Raw genomic sequence first — 18,486 nt, 5'->3', positions numbered from 1 at the left:
GCGACGGCCGGCCCTTCCAGATCTCGTTCGGTGCGCTGCCGCGAGGCGACCCGCAGCCTTAGCCGACGATTTCGGTCTCGGAGAACCAGTAGGCGATCTCCTGGGCGGCGGTGTCCGCGCCGTCGGAGCCGTGCACCGAGTTCTCGCCGATGTTCAGGGCAAAGGTCTTGCGGATGGTGCCCTCGTCGGCATTGGCCGGATTGGTGGCGCCCATCACTTCGCGGTTCTTGGCAATGGCGTTCTCGCCTTCCAGAACCTGCACGACGGTCGGCGCCGAGCACATGAACTCGACCAGTTCGCCGAAGAACGGACGGTCCTTGTGCACCGCGTAGAAGCCCTCGGCCTCGCGGCGCGACATCCACACGCGCTTGGAAGCGATGACGCGCAGGCCGGCATCCTCCAGCATCTTGGTGATCGCGCCGGTCAGGTTGCGGCGCGTCGCGTCCGGCTTGATCATCGAAAAGGTACGCTCGATCGCCATCAGTCGTTTTCCCGTTGTTGTCCGGCAGGACCTCGCGCCCTCGCGGGCCCCGCCCGTCCGCGCCTTGATGCCGGACGATCCATGATCTCGGTGCGCCCGTGAGCGGGCGCGCCATGCGTATACCCGGGGACGGACGCCCCCGCAAGGCGCAAGGGTCGCTGTTTTCCGCTGTTTTTCAGATCGATCGGGCCGCCGGCACGCTGCGTCCGAAGCCGGCGAAGAGATCGAGGCAGCGCTCTCGCCACTGTGCAACCGGCGTGTCCGGCTCAAGCAGTTCGAACGGGCTCGCGATCCGCGCCCATTGCAGCGTCCCGAAAAGCAGGTAGTCGCCGTGCAGGGGCGCCTCGCCGCCGATAAACGGCTGGCTCTTCAGCATCAGGTGCAGCGGCAGCAGCGCGGTGGCAAGATCGGCGCGGCGCGCCTCGCGCCCGGCCTGCACCTCCTCCAGGCTCATGCCGAACCGCACTTCGCGCGTCTCGCGAAAGTAGGCCTGGTCGGCCGGAGCCAGGATATCCCAGATGTCCTTGACGATGAGCCGCGCAATCAGCGTGCTGACCGAGCCGTTCACCCAACCCTCGACGAGCTTCGCCGCAGCCCGTCCGCCTGTCCCGCCGAACAGGCTCGGCCGGTCCGGATAGGCATCTTCCAGATAGGTGGCGATCGCCCAACTGTCGCAGATCGTCCTGTCGCCGTCGACGAGGATCGGCACCGTCCTGCCGGCTTCCGGCGCGATCGCCGGGATCTCGGTGAACGGCTTCGGCCGACATTCGAAATCGAGTCCCTTGTGCTTGAGTGCCATGCGGATGCGCCAAGCATAGGGGCTGAAGGGGCGGCCCGCATCGGCGCCGCACAACTCGTAAAGAACAAGGCTCAAACTGTTCCCTCCCCTCGTCATCGGATCGCAACGCACTGTCGGAGCAGACCTTATAGCCCACATTGCACCCGGCCAAGCCGCGACGGCTGTTTGCCCCCCGCCGGCGACACCCCAACCCAGACGTTCAAATACAGAAATTATCCACAATCAGAGATTGAAAAATGAAGTAGATGACGTATGGGCAAGAACTGAATCTCACTTGTTTCTCCGGAATATTTACCGGTAATTCAGTAGTTCCCCTTACCTATTGCGACATCTTCACTGTCTCGAGGTCGCCTCCCGCCATGTCCATCAAACAGAAAATGCTGACGCTTGTCGGCGGCACACTGGCCGCCCTGCTTCTCGTCGCAGGCGTGCAGATCTATTCGCTCTACGGCTCGATGATGCACGACCGCCGCGACCTGGTTCGCACCCAGGTCGAAACCGCGACGACCATGATCCAGGCGATCGCGCAGGAAGCGCAGGATGGCAGGCTCTCAGTGGACGAGGCTCAGCGCCTCGCCAAAAGCCTGCTGACGGCCATGCGCTTCAACGGGTCGGACTACTTCGTTGTCATCGACTCCAACCCGGCAAGCCAGGGTGTCGTCATCGCGCATCCGAACCCCAAGATCGTCGGCCTCAACCTGTGGGCTTCCAAGGACGCCGACGGGACGGAATATGTCGTCGGCCAGGTCGAGGCCGCGCGCGCCGGGGGCGGCTTCACAGACTATGATTTTCCGCGTCTCGGCGCGGAGGAGCCTTCTCCGAAGGTCGCCTATTCGGACGGCTTCGCCCCGTGGAACTGGGCGATCTCCGCCTCGCTCTACGTCGATGATGTGGCGACCGCCTTCTACGGCCAGTTGCTGAGGAGCGCCCTGTGGATCCTGCCGCTCACCGCATTGATCGGCGTGGCCGCCTTTCTGCTGGCCAACAGCATCAGCCGGCCGATCGCCGCGATCACCGAGGCCATGCGCCACCTCGCCCAGGGCGACCTCTCGGTCTCCGTGCCGGGTGCCGGTCGCAAGGACGAGATCGGCCACATGGCAGACGCGACCGAAGTGTTCCGCGATGGCATGCTGCGCGCGCAGGATCTCTCCGCCGCTCAGATCGAGGAGCAGCGGGCGCGTGAACAGCGGGCGCAGCGCATCGAGGAGATGACCCGGCGCTTCGACGAAAGCGCCACCGCCCTGCTGACCGCGGTGACCTCCTCGGCCGGCAACATGGAGCAGAACGCCCGCTCCATGGCCGACATCGCCGAAAGCACCAACGCCCGCTCGACGACGGTCGCGACCGCCGCCCAGCAGGCCGCGGCCAATGTGCAGACCGTCGCCTCGGCGACCGAGGAACTGTCGTCGTCGATCTCCGAGATCGGCTCGCAGGTCTCCAAGTCGTCGCAGATCGCCTCGCAGGCGGTCGGCGAGGCACAGCGCACCGACAGCCAGATCCAGGGCCTTGCCAATGCCGCCGAGAAGATCGGCCAGGTGGTCAGCATGATCGCCGCCATCGCCGAGCAGACCAACCTGCTGGCGCTGAACGCGACCATCGAGGCGGCCCGCGCCGGCGAGGCCGGGCGCGGCTTCGCCGTCGTCGCCGCCGAGGTCAAGGAGCTTGCCTCCCAGACGTCCAAGGCAACCGAGGAGATCACCTCCCAGATCACCGCGATCCAGAGCGAAACGCGCATCGCCGTCGGCGCGGTGCAGTCGATCGGACGTACGGTCGAGGAGATGAACGCCATTGCCGCCGCCATCGCCGCCGCCGTCGAGGAGCAGGGCGCGGCAACCGGCGAGATCGCCCGCAATGTCGAGGAGGCCTCGCGCGGCACGCAGGAGGTCACCTCGAACATTCTCGGCGTCTCCCATGCCGCCAGCGACACCCGCAGCGCCGCCGGCGACGTGGCATCGGCCGCCGCCGCCGTGAACCGGGACGCCGCCGCCCTCAAGCGGGAAGTCGAGAGCTTCCTCACCGGCGTTCGCGCCGCCTGACCAGGCCTCCGCCTCCCAGGCCTCCACCTCTCTGGGCGGAAGGAGCAAACGTGAAGCGTCGGCCCTCGGGCCGGCGCTTTTTTCGTCCCACGACGCTACGGCTTCGGTTGCTCGCAAGCCGTGCCGTCCCACCCATCGTCATTGCCCCTCGCTAACAGCGAAACAGCTGGCTAACATGGCACTCCTGCCCGATTTTCTTTCACATCACATGAGGATAGACATGAAGCCGTCGTCGGAGGAGTTGCTCGCCGGCCTGCTTGACTGGGTACGCATCGAGACGCACACGCCGGATGTCGAGGGGCTCAACCGGCTGATGGATCTCGTCGCTGCGCAGGCCGAGGCGTTCGGCGCCACCACCGAGCGCTTTCCCGGCCGCGACGGCCATGGCGACCACCTGCTGGTGCGCTCACCCTGGGGCGACCACTCCGCGCCTGGCATTCTCTTCCTGTCGCATCTCGACACCGTTCACCCACGCGGCACCATCGACAAGGACCTGCCGATTCGCATCGAAGGCGACCGCTGTTACGGTCCCGGCATCTGCGACATGAAGGGCGGCGCCTATAACGGCCTTGCCGCCATGCGCAAGGTCGCGGCCGACATCAAGGCCGGGGCCACGCCCCCTGCCCTCGCGGTCAGCATCCTCTTCACCTCGGACGAGGAGGTCGGCAGCCCGACCTCGCGGCCGCTCATCGAGCGGCTCGGCGGTGCAGCCAAATACGCCCTCGTGACCGAGCCCGCCCGCAATGGCGGCCATGTGGTCACCGCCCGCAAGGGCGTCGGCCGTTTCACGCTGAAGGTGGAGGGCCGCCCCGCCCATGCCGGCGCCCGTCACTGGCAGGGCCGCAGCGCGGTGACCGAGCTTGCCCACCAGATCATCGCGCTGGAGGCGATGACCGACTATGACCGCGAGATCACCGTCAATGTCGGCGAGATTCGCGGCGGCAGTGGCACCAATGTCGTACCGCAATTCGCGAGCGCCGAGATCGACCTGCGCGTACCGACGCTCACGGCGGCCGAGGAGATGGTCGCCCGCATTACCGGCCTTGCGCCGAAAACGCCGGACACCAGGCTGACGATCACCGGCGGCATGAATCGCCAGCCGTTCGAGCAATCGCCGGCCAGCAAGGCGCTGTTCGACCACGCGGCGGGACTGGCCGCCGAAATCGGCTTCGAGCTGATCGGCGAGACGACCGGCGGCGGCTCGGACGGGAATTTCATCGCCGACAAGGTTCCGACGCTCGACGGGCTCGGGCCCGACGGCGACGACGTCCACACCCTCAACGAGCACATCCTCATCCCCTCCTTGGGCGAGCGGATGCAACTCATGGTCCGGCTGATCGAAACGCTGGAGTGAGGACGAAGACGGACGGCCGGCGCCAATCGAACGCCGGCCGGACTTGTTGTCCAGGTCAATCGGGCAGCCGCTTCCCGTCGGCGCCGAAATAGTGCAGATGCTCGGACGTGCAGGACAGATGCACCCGCGCGCCGGCCGCCGGAACCTCGCGTCCGCCCTCGATGCGCACGATCATCCGCTCGCCGTCGTCGAGTTCCACATGGGCCAGTGTTTCCGCGCCGAGAGCCTCGGCGATCATCAGCTTGCCCGACAGCACCGCCTCGCCTTCCGAGCAGAAGGCAAGATGCTCCGGCCGCACGCCAACCGTATTGAGCGCGCCGGCCGCCCCGCCGACCTCCGCCACCTTGCGCAGCAACCCGCTTGCCTGAAGCCGCGCCGCCTGCAGGAAGTTCATCGGCGGCGAACCGATGAAGCCGCCGACAAAGACCGTCGCCGGCTTGTGATAGACGGCGAGCGGCGTGCCGACCTGCTCGGCATTGCCGCCGTTCATAACGATGATGCGGTCGGCCATGGTCATGGCCTCGACCTGATCGTGGGTGACATAGAGCGAGGTGACGCCGAGGCGGCGCTGCAGCGTCTTGATCTCCACGCGCATCTGCACGCGCAGCTTGGCATCGAGGTTCGACAGCGGCTCGTCGAACAGGAAGACCGATGGCTTGCGCACGATCGCCCGGCCCATCGCGACACGCTGGCGCTGGCCGCCGGAAAGCTGGCGCGGCTTGCGGTCGAGATACGGCTCGAGTTCCAGCATCTTCGCCGCCTGCGCGACCCGTTCGGCGATCTCCGCCTTGGGAACGCCGGCAATCTTCAGCCCGTACGCCATGTTGTCGAAGACGGACATATGCGGATAGAGCGCGTAGTTCTGGAACACCATGGCGATGTCGCGCTCGCGCGGTTCCAGATCGTTGACCACCCGGTCGCCGATGCGGATCTCGCCCGCGGTGATGGTCTCCAGCCCCGCCACCATGCGCAGCAAGGTGGACTTACCGCAGCCCGACGGCCCGACGATGACGATCAGTTCGCCATCGGCGATTTCCGCGTCGACCCCGTGGATGACCTCGGTGGGGCCGTAGGACTTGCGGACATTCGAAAAACCGATCTTCGCCATGGAACCTATTTCTCGCTTTCCACGAGCCCCTTCACGAAGAGCCCCTGCATGAAGATGACGACGGCGACAGGCGGCAGCATCGCGAGCAGCGTCGTCGCCATGATCACCGGCCAGTTGGCGATGTCGTCGCCGGACGGGAACATCTGCTTGATGCCCATCACGATGGTGTTCATCTCCGGCTTGGTGGTGATCAGCAGCGGCCAGAGATACTGGTTCCAGCCGTAGATGAAGAGGATCACGAACAGCGCGGCGATGTTAGTCCGCGACATCGGCAGCAGGATGTCGAGGAAGAATCGCACCGGCCCGGCCCCATCGACCCGCGCCGCCTCGATCAACTCGTCCGGAACTGTCAGGAAGAACTGGCGGAACAGGAAGGTCGCGGTCGCCGAGGCGACAAGCGGCAGGATCAGGCCGGTGTAGGAATTGAGCATTCCGAACCCGGCGACGACCTCGTAGGTCGGCACGATGCGCACCTCGACGGGGAGCATCAGGGTCAGGAAGATCATCCAGAAGAACGCCATGCGGAACGGAAAGCGGAAATAGACGATCGCATAGGCGGAGATGATCGAGATCACGATCTTGCCGATGGTGATGCCGAGCGCCATCACGCTGGAATTGAACAGCATCAGCAGGACCGGCGAGTTGACGCCCCGGGTCAATGCGGCCGTGTAGTTGTCGATCAGATGCGGCCCGGGAATGAGCGGCATCGGCGGACGGGCGATTTCCGGCTGCGTCACCGTCGAGGCGACGAAGGCCATGTAGATCGGAAAGCAGATGATGGCGATGCCGATGATCAGCCCGAGATGGGTCAGCCAGATGCCGAGCCCGCGTTTTTCGACCATGCCGCTCATCAGTAGTGCACCTTGCGTTCGATGTAGCGGAACTGGACCACCGTCAGCAGCCCGACCACGAAGAGAAGGATGACCGACTGGGCCGCCGACGAGCCGAGGTCCTGGCCGACGAAGCCGTCGGAAAACACCTTGTAGACGAGGATCGTCGTCGCCTGCTGCGGGCCGCCGCCGGTGATCGTATGGATGACGCCGAACGTCTCGAAGAAGGCATAGACGACGTTGACCACCAGCAGGAAGAACGTGGTCGGCGACAGCAGCGGGAAGACGATGGTCCAGAAGCGGCGGGCAAAGCTTGCCCCGTCGATGGCCGCCGCCTCGATCACGCTTCTCGGGATCGCCTGCAGGCCGGCCAGGAAGAACAGGAAATTGTAGCTGATCTGGCGCCAGGCGGAGGCGACGACGACGAGCCCCATCGCCTCATCGCCGTTCAGCACATGGTTCCAGTTGTAGCCCATCGCCTTCAGATACCAGGCGACCAGGCCGACATTGGGATTGAACATGAACAGCCACAGCACGCCGGCGACCGCCGGGGCCACCGCATAGGGCCACACCAGCAGCGTCTTGTAGGCGCTTGAGCCCTTGATCACCCGGTCGGCCATCACCGCCAGCCAGAGCGCGGCGCCCATCGACACCACCGTAACCAGGGTCGAGAACACCACCGTGGTCTTGAACGAGGCGAGATAGTAGCGATCGCGCAGCAGGAACTCGAAATTGCCGAAGCCGACGAACTGCGAGGACAGGCCGAAGGGATCGGGGATATAGGCCGATTGGTAGATCGCCTGGCCCGCCGGCCAGAAGAAGAAGACGAGCGTCACCAGGATCTGCGGCGCGAGCAGCAGATAGGGCAGCACCCGGTTGTTGAAGACGACGTGTTTGTGCATGGCGCACGATCCCGGCTGGTCAGCCCGGCAGCCTCGCCGACGGGCGAAAACGGCCCGGCGGATCGCTGGACCGTTTCCCGTTTCTCGGGGTGGGCGCGGAAGCGGGCGCGCCGTGCTTCCGCGGCCGTTTCAGGAGATCAGCGGTTGGCCTGCTCGAAGCGGCGCAGCAACTGGTTGCCGCGTTCCACGGCCGTATCCAGCGCGTCCTTCGCCGACTTGTCGCCAGCCCACACCGCTTCCAGTTCCTCGTCGATGATGCCGCGGATCTGGTCGAAGCTGCCCAGCCGCAGGCCCTTCGAGTTGGCCGTCGGCGCCTTGCCGGTCATCTGGATGACGGCGATGTCCGTGCCCGGATTGGCCTCGTAGAAGCCGGACGCCTTGGTCGTGTCGAAGGCGGCATAGGTGATCGGCAGATAGCCGGTATCCTGGTGCCACTTGGCCTGGATTTCGGCCGACGACAGGAAGTTCAGGAACTCGGCAACGCCGGCATATTCCTCGGCCTTGTGGCCGGCCATCACCCACAGCGAAGCGCCGCCGATGATCGTGTTGAGCGGCGCGGCCTCGACCGAAGCCCAGTACGGCAGCGGACGGATCTCGAAGGCGAACTGCGCCTCGGCCTTCACGCCGGCATAGCCGGCCGAGGATTCGGTGAACAGCGCGCATTCGCCGGCGCGGAAGCGGGCACCGCTTTCGTTGCGACGACCGGCATAGATGAACTTGCCGTCCTTGGCCCACTGGCCCATCGCCTCGATATGGGCAACCTGAACGGGACCGTTGAAGGTCAGTTCGGTGTCGGTGCCGGCGAAACCGTTCTCCTTGGTGGCGAACGGAGCGTCATGATAGGCCGACAGGGTCTCCAGATGCACCCAGCTCTGCCAGGCGGTCGTCAGCGGGCAGGCCGCACCGGCAGCCTTCAGCGTGTCCAGCACCTCGCCGACCTTTTCCCAGGTGGTGAGGTCGACGTCCGGGGCGATCCCGGCCGCCTGCAGGGCGTCACTGTTGACGTAGAGAACCGGGGTCGAGGAGTTGTAGGGGAACGACAGCATCTCGCCGGCAGTGGTGGTGTAGTAGCCGGCGACGGAGGCGAGATAGGCGCTCTGGTCCATCGGCTTGCCGGCCTCGGCCATCAGCTCGTAGACCGGCTTGATGGCGCCCTTGGCGGCCATCATCGTGGCGGTGCCGACTTCGAAGACCTGAAGGATGTGCGGCTGCTCGCCGGCGCGGAAGGCGGCGATGCCGGCATTCAGCGCCTCGGAATAATTGCCCTTGTGCGAGGCGACGACGACATAGTCGCTCTGCGAGGCGTTGAACTTCTCGACTTGCTCGTTCAGCAGATCGGCGAGTCGGCCGGTAAAGGCATGCCACCACTGGATCTCGGTAGCGGCGAAGGACGCGGTGGTGCTGCCGGCAAGCATCGTTGCGGCGACCAGACCGGCCAGGGTCTTGCGATAAGCCATGTTTTGCTCTCCCAAAGCTCGGGCAACCGGCCCGACATGCGGTTCTGGCCAACACGGCTTCCGGCATGGAAGGCGCGTTGAACGAAACTCTCCGCATTTCGTATTTGTTTCATATGAACGCCTTATGTCGCTCACATGAACATTAAGCGACACTTCCATGACGGACGCAAGAGCCCGTTTGCACGTATGGAATCGCCGATCCGCCCCGTTCCCCCAGCGCCTGCGGACAAGGCGGTCAAACTCCTGTCATGCGCGGGGTCAAGGCCGCTGTCAGGCCCTTTGCCGGCGGAACGAAGTCGGCTCGCCACGTCAACCGGACGGCGGCGTTTTCCCCGTTCCTTTCGTGGAAAACCTGCTGCCCGGGTTTTGCGCTTCCCCCCTCCTTCCGCCTCCGCTAGGAACAAGGGCTGAGAAGGGAAAACAGGCGTCATGAAGGCTACCGTTCCGGCGAACGACACCAGCGCCGCATCGATGCGCGTTGCCCCGCACAATGCGGAGGCCGAGCGCCAGCTTCTGGGCGCCATCATCGTCAACAACGAGACCTATTACCGTGTCTCCGACTTTCTCGAGCCGGACCACTTCTTCATCGCCCCGCACCGGGAGATCTACGAGAAGGCCGGCCAGCTCATCCGCGCCGGCAAGGTCGCCTCGCCGATCACGCTGAAGACCTTCTTCCCGCAGGACGCCCGCATCGCCGATATGTCGGCGGCGCAATACATCCTGCGGCTCGCCGCCGACGCCGCCTCCGTCATCAATGCGGAAGACTACGGCCGGGCGATCTACGACCTCGCCATCCGCCGGAACCTCATCCGCATCGGCGAGGACATGGTCAACATCGCCTTCGACGCGCCGATCGACATGCCGCCGGCAGCCCAGATCGACGATGCCGAGCGGCGCCTGTTCGAACTGGCGGAAAAGGGTCGCACGGATACCGGCTTCGTATCCTTCGGCGACGCGCTGACCGCCACCATCGAAATGGCGGCCGCCGCCTTCCAACGCGAGGGCGCGCTGTCGGGCATCGCCAGCGGGTTGCGCGATCTCGACGCGCTGATGGGCGGGCTCCAGCCCTCCGACCTCATCGTGCTCGCCGGCCGCCCGGCCATGGGCAAGACCTCGCTCGCCACCAACATCGCCTACAATGTCGCCGAGGCCTACATGGCCGAGGAACAGCCGGACGGCTCGATGAAGACCGTCAATGGCGGCGTCGTCGGCTTCTTCTCGCTGGAAATGTCGGCCGAGCAGCTCGCAACCCGTATCATTTCCGAGCAGACCGAAATTTCCTCCTCGAAGATCCGCCGCGGCGACATTTCCGAGCACGACTTCGAGAAGCTCGCCGCCGCCGCCCAGACCATGCAGCTCGTCCCGCTGCATGTGGACCAGACCGGCGGCATCTCCATCGCCCAGCTCGTGGCCCGTGCCCGCCGCCTCAAGCGCCAGCGCGGCCTCGACCTGCTGATCGTCGACTATATCCAGCTCCTCACCGGCTCGCAGAAGAACAGCGGCAACCGCGTCCAGGAGATCACCGAGATCACCACCGGGCTGAAGGCGCTGGCGAAGGAGCTGCATGTGCCGATCATCGCGCTCTCCCAGCTCTCCCGCCAGGTGGAATCGCGCGACGACAAGCGCCCCATCCTGTCGGACCTGCGCGAATCCGGCTCGATCGAGCAGGACGCCGACGTGGTGCTCTTCGTGTTCCGCGAGGAGTATTACCTGGGCAAGACGATGCCGGAGGAAGGCACCGAAGACTTCGTCAAGTGGGAGGAGAAGCTTGACAGGGTGCGCAACCGGGCCGAAGTGATCATTGCCAAGCAGCGTCACGGCCCGACCGGCACAGTGAACCTGCACTTCCAGGGCGAGTTCACCCGCTTCTCCGACCTCGCCGATCCGGACCGATTCCCCGAGCCGCATTGACGCGGCCAGAGCCTGGACCAGGGATGTGACCGAGACCCACTCCGGCGCCAGCGCCACAGATCCCGGCGACAACGGCCGCATCACCGTCGACCTCGCCGCGCTTGCCGCCAACTGGCGCCGGCTCGCCGGACAGCTCGACGAGGGCACGGCCTGTGGCGCCGCCGTCAAGGCCGATTGCTACGGCCTCGGCGATGCGCCTTGCCTGCAGGCGCTGTGGATCGCCGGCTGCCGCAGCTACTTCGTCGCAACGCCGCAGGAAGGCGCCACCGTTCGCCGCCACCTGCCCGACGCCGTGATCCATGTGCTCAACGGGCTCTATCCCGGCGCAGCGAGCTTCTACGCCGCCAACGGCCTGCGCCCCTGCCTCGGCTCTCCGGACGAGGTCGCCGAATGGCGGGCGGCAGGCGCGCCCGGCCCTGCCGCGCTCCATGTCGACACCGGCATCAGCCGTCTCGGACTGACGGCGGAGGAAGCCGAGGCGGTGGCCGGCGGCCCGCCGCTCGACCTCGCGCTGATCATGTCGCATCTTGCCTGTGCCGATGTGCCGGGCAACCCGATGAACCAGGCGCAACTCGCCCGCTTTCGCGCCCTTGCCGATCTCTTTCCCGGCGTTCCTCGCTCGCTCGCCAATTCCGCCGGCATCTTCCTCGGCCCCGACTTCCATTTCGAGCTCGCCCGCCCCGGCATCGCCCTCTATGGCGGCCAGGCCTCGGCGCTGGAGGAAAGCCGGCTCGATCCCGTCGTCACGCTGGAGGCGCGCATCCTGCAGGTCCACACGCTGCGCAAGGGCGGCGCGATCGGCTATGGCGCGACCTTTATCGCCCCCCGCGACATGCGTGTCGCCATGGTCGCCGCCGGCTATGCGGACGGTTTCCTGCGCGCGGCCGGCTCCACCGACACGAAGACAGGTGCCGAAGCCTGGCTTGCCGGCCACCGCCTGCCGGCACTCGGCCGCATCTCGATGGACATGAGCGCCTTCGACGTCAGCGAGGTCCCGGAAGAGATCGCCGTCCGCGGGGCCTTCGTCGAACTGTTCGGCCGCAATGTCGCGGTCGACGACACGGCGGCCCATGCCGGCACCATCGGCTACGAGCTGTTGACATCGCTCGGGCCCCGCTTCGCCCGCCACTATGTCGGCACGCCCTCCGACAGCGGGATCCCTGCCTGATGGCCAAGCGCGGCACCGCCTATGTCTGCCAGTCCTGCGGAGCGGTCACGTCCAAATGGGCCGGCCGCTGCGAGAGCTGCGGCGAGTGGAACACGCTGGTCGAGGAGCGCAGCGGCGGCGGGGTCGGCGGCTCGCCGACGGCAGCAAGCCGCAAGCGCGGCCGCGTCGTGCCTCTTGTCGGCCTTGCCGGGGAGAGCGACACGCCGTCGCGCGTCGAGACCCGGGTGGGCGAACTCGACCGGGTCACCGGCGGCGGCTTCGTGCGCGGTTCGGCGCTGCTCGTCGGTGGCGATCCGGGCATCGGCAAATCGACATTGCTGATCCAGGCCGCCGCCCGGATCGCCCGTCTCGGTCACCGCGCCGTCTACATCTCCGGCGAGGAGGCGATCGACCAAGTGCGCCTGCGCGCCGCCCGGCTCGGCCTGTCCGATGCGCCTGTCGGCCTGGCGGCGGAGACCAGCGTCGAGGACATCCTCGCCACGCTCACCAGCGGGCCGCCGCCGGCCATCGTCATCATCGATTCGATCCAGACCCTGTGGTCGGAGATGGTCGATTCGCCGCCCGGCACCGTTACCCAGGTCCGCGCCTCCGCCCAGGCGCTGGTCCGCTATGCCAAGTCGAGCGGGGCGACGGTGATTCTCGTCGGCCATGTCACCAAGGACGGCCAGATCGCCGGCCCTCGCGTCGTCGAGCACATGGTCGATGCCGTGCTCTATTTCGAGGGCGACGGCGCACACCAGTACCGCATCCTGCGCTCGGTGAAGAACCGCTTCGGCGCCACCGACGAGATCGGTGTCTTCGAGATGACCGACAAGGGGCTGGCCGAGGTCGCCAATCCCTCGGCGCTGTTTCTCGGCGAACGCTCTGGCCGCACGCCCGGATCCGCTGTGTTCGCAGGGCTGGAGGGTACCCGCCCGCTCCTGATCGAGATCCAGGCGCTGGTCGCCCCCTCGCCGCTCGGCACCCCTCGGCGGGCCGTCATCGGCTGGGACAGCGCCCGCCTTTCGATGATCCTTGCGGTGCTGGAGGCGCGCTGCGGTGTGCGCTTCGCCCAGAACGACGTCTATCTCAACGTTGCCGGCGGCTTGCGGGTCAACGAGACGGCCGCCGATCTTGCCGTTGCCGCTGCGCTCATCTCCTCTCTCAGCGGGGTTGCCCTTCCCGCCGATTGCGTCTATTTCGGCGAGGTCAGCCTCTCGGGGGCGGTCCGCGCGGTTTCGCAGGCGCAAAGCCGCCTCAAGGAAGCCCGCAAGCTCGGCTTCACCTCGGCCTTCGTGCCGGAATCGAATGCCGGAGACGGTGCGAGCGAGGGCGGCCCGGTGACGGGGCTGAGCGAGCTTGCGGATCTGGTCGCCCAGGTGGCGGCGCGATCCGCGGGCGCCTCCGAGCGGGACTAGGTCCGGCCCGGACGAGACCCGGCAGCCGGCAGCGCCCGATCGCTGCACGCGCCGGGCAAGGCAGTAAACACCGCGGCCGACCCACGCGGAGAACTGGGTCGACAGGGCGTCTAGCGACGCGATCAGGGACCAGGCCGAGCGATGCCGATCACGCTTCTCGACGGAATCCTTCTCGTCATCATGTTCCTGTCGGCCATTCTGGCCATGATCCGCGGCTTCGTCCGCGAGGTCCTGTCCATCGCCTCGTGGATCGCGGCGGCCGTTGCCGCCTTCTACTTGCACGGGCACGTCGTTCCCTTCGTGCGCCAGTACATCAACAACGACAATGTCGCGCTCGGCGTCGCCGCCGCCGCCGTGTTCCTGCTGACGCTGATCATTGTCAGCTACATCACGATGCGCATTTCCGACTTCGTGCTGGACAGCCGCATCGGCGCGCTCGACCGCACGCTCGGCTTCGTCTTCGGCGCGCTGCGCGGGCTGCTGCTGGTCGTCGTCGCGATGATGTTCTTCAACTGGTTCGTGCCGCAGGACCAGCCGGCCTGGATCGCCACGGCCAAGTCGAAGCCGGTGCTCGACACGATCGGCACCCGGCTCGTCAACGCCCTGCCGGAGAGCCCCGAGAACACCATCCTCAACCGCATCCGCAACCGGCCCGAAACCGCCCCGGCCGGCCCGCAGGACGCCCCGCCGGCCGACGCGCCTGCGACCGAGGATCAGGGCTATACCGACAGCGAGCGCCGCAGCATCGAGCAGTTGACGACCTCGGGTTCGTCCACCAACTAAGGCGCATCCGCTCAAAACGGATCGCACCATATGACCGAGTTTCCCTGTGCCACGGACGGACCGCAAGCCGGTGCCGTCCCTGGCGCGTTTTGAAGGCCCGTTGCGCAACCGCCCCGCAGCGCACGGGCAACCAGGAGCCAAGGCCATGGCCTACGCCGATAATCAGACCGCCCCCGATCACGCTGCAAGCCCTAACCGCGACACCGCCAGGGATTTCTGGCGCGAGGAGATCGAAGGCGACCGCCTTCACGAGGAATGCGGCGTGTTCGGCATTCTCGGCCATGACGATGCCGCCGCGATCACCGCGCTCGGCCTGCACGCCCTGCAGCACCGCGGCCAGGAAGCTGCCGGCATCGTCACCTTCGACGGCAACCAGTTCCGCTCCGAGCGTCATCTCGGCCTCGTTGGCGACCACTTCTCCGATGCCGAAACGATCCGTCGCCTGACGGGTCCCTACGCGATCGGCCATGTGCGCTACTCGACCTCCGGCGAGACCATCCTGCGCAACGTCCAGCCGCTCTTCGCCGAACTTGACGGGGGCGGCATCGCCGTCTGCCACAACGGCCACTTCACCAATGCGATGACGCTCCGGCGCAAGCTCATCAAGGACGGCGCGATCTGCCAGTCGACCTCCGATTCGGAAGTCGTGCTGCAGCTCGTCGCCCGCTCGCGCAAGGACAAGATCGTCGACCGCTTCATCGATGCCATCATGCAGATGGAAGGCGCCTTCTCGCTGGTCGCGCTGACCCGCAAGAAGCTGATCGCCGCCCGCGACCCGTTCGGCATCCGCCCGCTCGTGCTCGGCGACCTCAACGGCGCGCCGATCTTCGCCTCGGAGACCTGCGCGCTCGACATCATCGGCGCCAAGTTCATCCGCGAGGTCGAGAACGGCGAGGTGATCGTCTGCACTCCCGGCGGCATCGAGAGCTTCTTCCCCTTCGGACGCCGCCCGGCCCGCCCCTGCATCTTCGAGTACATCTATTTCTCGCGCCCAGATTCGATCCTCGGCGGGCGCAGCGTCTACGATGTGCGCAAGGAGTTCGGCCGTCAGCTCGCCCTGGAAACCGCGGTCGAGGCGGACGTCATCGTCCCCATTCCGGATTCGGGCGTTCCGGCGGCGCTCGGCTTCGCCGATGCGTCCGGCATTCCCTTCGAACTCGGCATCATCCGCAACCACTATGTGGGCCGCACCTTCATCGAGCCGACCCAGCAGATCCGCACCCTTGGCGTCAAGCTGAAGCACTCCGCCAACCGCGCCCAGATCGAGGGCAAGCGCGTCGTGCTGGTCGACGACAGCCTGGTGCGCGGCACCACCTCGCTGAAGATCGTGCAGATGATCCGCGACGCCGGCGCCCGCGAGGTGCACTTCCGTCTCGCCTCGCCGCCGATCCGCTTCTCCGACTATTACGGCATCGACACGCCGGTGCGCGAAAAGCTGCTGGCGGCGAAATACAGCCTCGACGAGATGCGCAACTATATCGGCGCCGACACGCTCGCCTTCCTCTCCGTCGACGGCATCTACAAGGCGATCGGCTATGAGGGGCGCAACAACGAGGCGCCGCAGTTCACCGACCATTGCTTCACCGGCGATTATCCGACGCCACTCACCGACATGGCGCAGGACGGGGATCTCACCCACATGCCTCGCCTCGTCGAAGTAGGATGACAGGCAGCACATGACCAAACGCTTCGAGGGACGGGTTGCCGTCGTCACCGGCGCCTCGCGCGGCATCGGCTATTTCACCGCCAAGGCGCTCGCCGCCGAGGGAGCGCATGTGATCGCGCTCGCCCGCACGGTCGGCGGCCTTGAGGAACTCGATGACGAGATCCGCTCCACCGGCGGCCAGGCGACGCTGGTGCCGGTCGATCTGACCGACTACGACGCCCTCGACCGGCTCGGCGCGGCCATCCACGAACGCTGGGGCAAGCTCGACGTCCTCATCGGCAATGCCGGCATCCTTGGCGGCCTGTCGCCGCTCGGCCACGTCACCCCGCGCATCTGGGACAAGGTGATGGCGATCAACGTCACCGCCAACTGGCGGCTGCTCCGCTCGTTCGACCCCTTGCTGCGCCAGTCGGATGCCGGGCGCGTGCTGTTCCTGTCTTCCGGCGCCGCCCACAAGTGCAAGGCCTATTGGGGGCCCTATTCCGTCTCCAAGGCCGCCCTGGAAGCGCTGGTGCGCACCTATGTCGCCGAGACCGCCCAGACGCCGATCACCGGCATGCTGGTCAATCCCGGTCCCGTGCGCACCGCCATGCGGGCCGAGGCGATGCCGGGCGAGGATCCGCAGACCCTGCCGCATCCTTCGGAGCTTGCCCCGGCGCTGCTCGATTTCGTGGCACCGGACAACACCGCCAACGGTAAGCTGTTCGATTTTCCGTCCAGGCAGTTGCGGGACTTTGTTCAAGTCGCCTCGTAACGTGAGCCGACAGCCCTCAACCCTGGAAAACTGTCAAGACTGACAAGGTCTCCGACCTGAATCGAAAAGCCCTGCGTCTGGCGCAGGGCTTTTCCGTTCCGGTGGCTTACCTTCGCAAGTCCCGGCTTACGGCGCGTCGTCCTTGTCGCTCTCGCCGAGATGATCGAGGTCGGTCTCCTCGTCATCATCGCCCTTGTCCGCTCCGGCAGCGCCCTCCACGACAGGCTCCGCCTTGCGATAGCGCTGATACCAGTGCCAGGCGAAGGGGATCGACACCAGATAGGCCGCCGCCCCCAGGGCCAGCATCTCGAACGGATAGCTCACCAGAAGGGCCACCAGGAACACGGCGGCCACAAAAAGCGGCAGCACCAGATCGCGGCGCACGCGGGTGCCCAGCTTCTTGCCGGAGAAGGTCGGCAGTCTGCTGACCATCAGCAGCGCGATCGCCACCACATAGAGCGCCACCGCCGGTGCCAGTTCCGGCCAATGCGGCAGGATGCCGACGAATTCGAGATAGACGGGGAACAGCACGCTCAAGGCGCCGGCCGGCGCCGGCACGCCGGTGAAGAAATTCACTGCCCAGGCAGGCTTGTTCGGATCGTCGATCGACACGTTGAAGCGCGCCAACCGCAGGGCGGCGGAGATCGAGAAGATCAGCGCCGCAATCCAACCGATCGAACTCACCTCCTGCAGCAGCCACGAATAGAGGATCAGGGCCGGAGCGACGCCGAAATTGACGAAATCGGCAAGCGAATCGAGCTCGGCGCCGAACTTCGACGTGCCCTTGAGCAGCCGTGCCACCCGTCCGTCCAGCGCATCCAGCACCGCGGCGATGACGATGGCGCCGATGGCATAGTCCCAGCGCTCCTCCAGCGCCATGCGGATGGCGGTGAGGCCGGAACACAGGGCGAGCAGGGTCACCAGGTTGGGCAGGATCAGGCGCAGCGGCACCCGGCGGAACCGCGGGGCACGGCCACGCCGGCGGCGTGTCGGACCGGGATCGTAAGGGGCGAAGGGACCTGTCATCTGCGACTGCTCGCTCAACTGACGCGGGTCAGGACGGTGCCGCGCGTCTCGGCGCCAAGTTCCGCAACAACGGTCTCGCCGCCCACCATGGTCTGGCCGACGGCCACCTTCACGCCGGCGTTGTCCGGCAGGTAGACATCGAGACGCGAGCCGAAACGGATCAGTCCAAACCGCTCACCTGCGCCGATGTTCTCGCCCTCGCGCACGAAGCAGACGATGCGCCGTGCCACGAGGCCAGCGATCTGCACCACGCCGATCCGGGTCTCGCCGCTCTCGATGACCAGGCCGTTGCGTTCGTTCTCCTCGCTCGCCTTGTCGGATTCGGCATTGAGGAAGCTGCCGGCACGATAGGCGACGCGGGTGATGCGGCCACCATAGGGGGCACGGTTCACGTGGCAGTTGAAGACATTCATGAAGATGCAGACGCGCATCATCGGCGCGCTGCCGAGATCCAGTTCCGGCGGCGGCACCGCCTGCCCCACCTGGCAGACCACTCCATCGGCGGGCGAGACGACGATGTCGTCGTCGATCGGCGTCACCCGCTGCGGATCGCGGAAGAAATAGGCGACCCAGGCGGTCAGGATCAGGCCGATCCAGAACACCGGAGAGGAAAACCAGCCGATGATCAGCGTCGCCGCGCCGGCTCCGGCAACGAAGGGCCAGCCCTCACGGTGGATGGGGACGAAGGTCTTGGTGATCGTATCGGTCAGCGACATGAGCGGTTCCGTTTGTGGCGGCCCGTCGCGGAAGGCGTGTCCCGCAGACAGGGCGAACCCGCCCCTTGTGCACCGGAGCGGGCCGGAAAATCAATCCA

The 18,486-nt window shown here is 66.4% G+C and carries 16 protein-coding genes; 8 read left to right on the top strand and 8 right to left on the bottom strand.

All coding sequences use genetic code 11. From position 1 onward, the window contains the following. Nucleotides 1-58: 58 nt before the first annotated feature. Entirely contained in the window at nt 59-481 is a 423-nt protein-coding gene (gene ndk / locus TSB10P1A_RS18400) for a nucleoside-diphosphate kinase (RefSeq protein ID WP_186389392.1), read from the bottom strand. Nucleotides 482-656: 175 nt separating this feature from the next. Further along, nucleotides 657-1,355 (bottom strand): glutathione S-transferase family protein, encoded by a 699-nt coding sequence (locus tag TSB10P1A_RS18395; RefSeq protein ID WP_186389391.1) that lies wholly within the window; start codon nt 1,353-1,355, stop codon nt 657-659. 284 nt (nt 1,356-1,639) lie between these two features. Here TSB10P1A_RS18395 and TSB10P1A_RS18390 point away from each other — a divergent pair, with 284 nt between their 5' ends. Further along, the gene (locus TSB10P1A_RS18390; RefSeq protein WP_186389390.1) at nt 1,640-3,316 is read left to right on the top strand and encodes a methyl-accepting chemotaxis protein; all 1,677 of its coding nucleotides are present in this window, start codon (nt 1,640-1,642) and stop codon (nt 3,314-3,316) included. 220 nt (nt 3,317-3,536) lie between these two features. Next, nucleotides 3,537-4,670 carry a M20 family metallopeptidase gene (locus TSB10P1A_RS18385; protein ID WP_186389389.1) on the top strand — a complete coding sequence of 378 codons (1,134 nt, stop codon included), beginning with the start codon at nt 3,537-3,539 and terminating at the stop codon, nt 4,668-4,670. Between the two features lie 55 nt (nt 4,671-4,725). Here the strand turns inward: TSB10P1A_RS18385 and TSB10P1A_RS18380 are convergent, their stop codons facing one another. From TSB10P1A_RS18380 to ugpB, 4 genes are all read right to left on the bottom strand, one after another. Further along, a complete protein-coding gene (locus TSB10P1A_RS18380) occupies nt 4,726-5,778 on the bottom strand; it encodes a sn-glycerol-3-phosphate import ATP-binding protein UgpC (protein WP_186389388.1) in 1,053 nt (350 codons plus the stop codon). A 5-nt stretch (nt 5,779-5,783) separates the two neighbouring features. Continuing rightward, nucleotides 5,784-6,620 carry a sn-glycerol-3-phosphate ABC transporter permease UgpE gene (ugpE, locus tag TSB10P1A_RS18375; protein WP_186389461.1) on the bottom strand — a complete coding sequence of 279 codons (837 nt, stop codon included), beginning with the start codon at nt 6,618-6,620 and terminating at the stop codon, nt 5,784-5,786. Between the two features lie 8 nt (nt 6,621-6,628). Continuing rightward, complete coding sequence (gene ugpA / locus TSB10P1A_RS18370) at nt 6,629-7,510, bottom strand: sn-glycerol-3-phosphate ABC transporter permease UgpA (RefSeq protein ID WP_186389387.1); 882 nt, start codon at nt 7,508-7,510, stop codon at nt 6,629-6,631. A gap of 137 nt (nt 7,511-7,647) precedes the next feature. Continuing rightward, nucleotides 7,648-8,967, bottom strand: coding sequence for a sn-glycerol-3-phosphate ABC transporter substrate-binding protein UgpB (ugpB, locus tag TSB10P1A_RS18365; protein ID WP_208987136.1), 1,320 nt, complete (start codon nt 8,965-8,967; stop codon nt 7,648-7,650). Between the two features lie 429 nt (nt 8,968-9,396). Here ugpB and TSB10P1A_RS18360 point away from each other — a divergent pair, with 429 nt between their 5' ends. The 6 genes from TSB10P1A_RS18360 (at nt 9,397) to TSB10P1A_RS18335 (ending at nt 16,646) form a co-directional block, all read left to right on the top strand. Continuing rightward, nucleotides 9,397-10,878 (top strand): replicative DNA helicase, encoded by a 1,482-nt coding sequence (locus TSB10P1A_RS18360; protein ID WP_186389386.1) that lies wholly within the window; start codon nt 9,397-9,399, stop codon nt 10,876-10,878. 25 nt (nt 10,879-10,903) lie between these two features. Then, nucleotides 10,904-12,046: an alanine racemase gene (gene alr / locus TSB10P1A_RS18355; RefSeq protein ID WP_186389385.1), complete on the top strand. Its 1,143-nt coding sequence runs from the start codon at nt 10,904-10,906 to the stop codon at nt 12,044-12,046. Then, nucleotides 12,046-13,443, top strand: a complete 1,398-nt coding sequence (radA, locus tag TSB10P1A_RS18350) for a DNA repair protein RadA (protein ID WP_186389384.1) — start codon at nt 12,046-12,048, stop codon at nt 13,441-13,443. Before alr ends, radA begins: the two co-directional genes overlap by 1 nt. 141 nt (nt 13,444-13,584) lie before the next feature. Continuing rightward, entirely contained in the window at nt 13,585-14,226 is a 642-nt protein-coding gene (locus TSB10P1A_RS18345) for a CvpA family protein (protein WP_186389383.1), read from the top strand. 145 nt (nt 14,227-14,371) lie between these two features. After that, a complete protein-coding gene (gene purF / locus TSB10P1A_RS18340) occupies nt 14,372-15,892 on the top strand; it encodes an amidophosphoribosyltransferase (protein WP_186389382.1) in 1,521 nt (506 codons plus the stop codon). A 10-nt stretch (nt 15,893-15,902) separates the two neighbouring features. Next, nucleotides 15,903-16,646: an SDR family NAD(P)-dependent oxidoreductase gene (locus tag TSB10P1A_RS18335; RefSeq protein WP_186389381.1), complete on the top strand. Its 744-nt coding sequence runs from the start codon at nt 15,903-15,905 to the stop codon at nt 16,644-16,646. A 126-nt stretch (nt 16,647-16,772) separates the two neighbouring features. Here TSB10P1A_RS18335 and pssA read toward each other — a convergent pair whose 3' ends face one another. Together pssA and TSB10P1A_RS18325 are read right to left on the bottom strand one after the other, a co-directional pair. Next, entirely contained in the window at nt 16,773-17,672 is a 900-nt protein-coding gene (gene pssA / locus TSB10P1A_RS18330; protein WP_186389380.1) for a CDP-diacylglycerol--serine O-phosphatidyltransferase, read from the bottom strand. Nucleotides 17,673-17,686: 14 nt separating this feature from the next. Next, nucleotides 17,687-18,388, bottom strand: coding sequence for a phosphatidylserine decarboxylase (locus TSB10P1A_RS18325; RefSeq protein WP_186389379.1), 702 nt, complete (start codon nt 18,386-18,388; stop codon nt 17,687-17,689). Nucleotides 18,389-18,486 lie beyond the last annotated feature (98 nt).

Origin of the sequence: Stappia sp. TSB10P1A (genome assembly GCF_900185725.1) — a bacterium.
Taxonomy (GTDB): Bacteria; Pseudomonadota; Alphaproteobacteria; order Rhizobiales; family Stappiaceae; genus Stappia.
Note: the sequence above shows the minus strand (reverse complement) of the source record. Positions and strands in the feature narration are given on the sequence as shown.

Excerpts from the sequence above, each read along its gene's own strand:
- purF (WP_186389382.1), top strand. The coding sequence starts at position 14,372 with ATGGCCTACGCCGATAATCAGACCGCCCCCGATCACGCTGCAAGCCCT.
- pssA (WP_186389380.1), bottom strand. The coding sequence starts at position 17,672 with ATGACAGGTCCCTTCGCCCCTTACGATCCCGGTCCGACACGCCGCCGG.
- TSB10P1A_RS18345 (WP_186389383.1), top strand. The coding sequence starts at position 13,585 with ATGCCGATCACGCTTCTCGACGGAATCCTTCTCGTCATCATGTTCCTG.
- TSB10P1A_RS18360 (WP_186389386.1), top strand. The coding sequence starts at position 9,397 with ATGAAGGCTACCGTTCCGGCGAACGACACCAGCGCCGCATCGATGCGC.
- TSB10P1A_RS18380 (WP_186389388.1), bottom strand. The coding sequence starts at position 5,778 with ATGGCGAAGATCGGTTTTTCGAATGTCCGCAAGTCCTACGGCCCCACC.
- ugpE (WP_186389461.1), bottom strand. The coding sequence starts at position 6,620 with ATGGTCGAAAAACGCGGGCTCGGCATCTGGCTGACCCATCTCGGGCTG.
- radA (WP_186389384.1), top strand. The coding sequence starts at position 12,046 with ATGGCCAAGCGCGGCACCGCCTATGTCTGCCAGTCCTGCGGAGCGGTC.
- ugpA (WP_186389387.1), bottom strand. The coding sequence starts at position 7,510 with ATGCACAAACACGTCGTCTTCAACAACCGGGTGCTGCCCTATCTGCTG.
- TSB10P1A_RS18390 (WP_186389390.1), top strand. The coding sequence starts at position 1,640 with ATGTCCATCAAACAGAAAATGCTGACGCTTGTCGGCGGCACACTGGCC.
- TSB10P1A_RS18335 (WP_186389381.1), top strand. The coding sequence starts at position 15,903 with ATGACCAAACGCTTCGAGGGACGGGTTGCCGTCGTCACCGGCGCCTCG.
- ugpB (WP_208987136.1), bottom strand. The coding sequence starts at position 8,967 with ATGGCTTATCGCAAGACCCTGGCCGGTCTGGTCGCCGCAACGATGCTT.
- TSB10P1A_RS18385 (WP_186389389.1), top strand. The coding sequence starts at position 3,537 with ATGAAGCCGTCGTCGGAGGAGTTGCTCGCCGGCCTGCTTGACTGGGTA.
- ndk (WP_186389392.1), bottom strand. The coding sequence starts at position 481 with ATGGCGATCGAGCGTACCTTTTCGATGATCAAGCCGGACGCGACGCGC.
- TSB10P1A_RS18325 (WP_186389379.1), bottom strand. The coding sequence starts at position 18,388 with ATGTCGCTGACCGATACGATCACCAAGACCTTCGTCCCCATCCACCGT.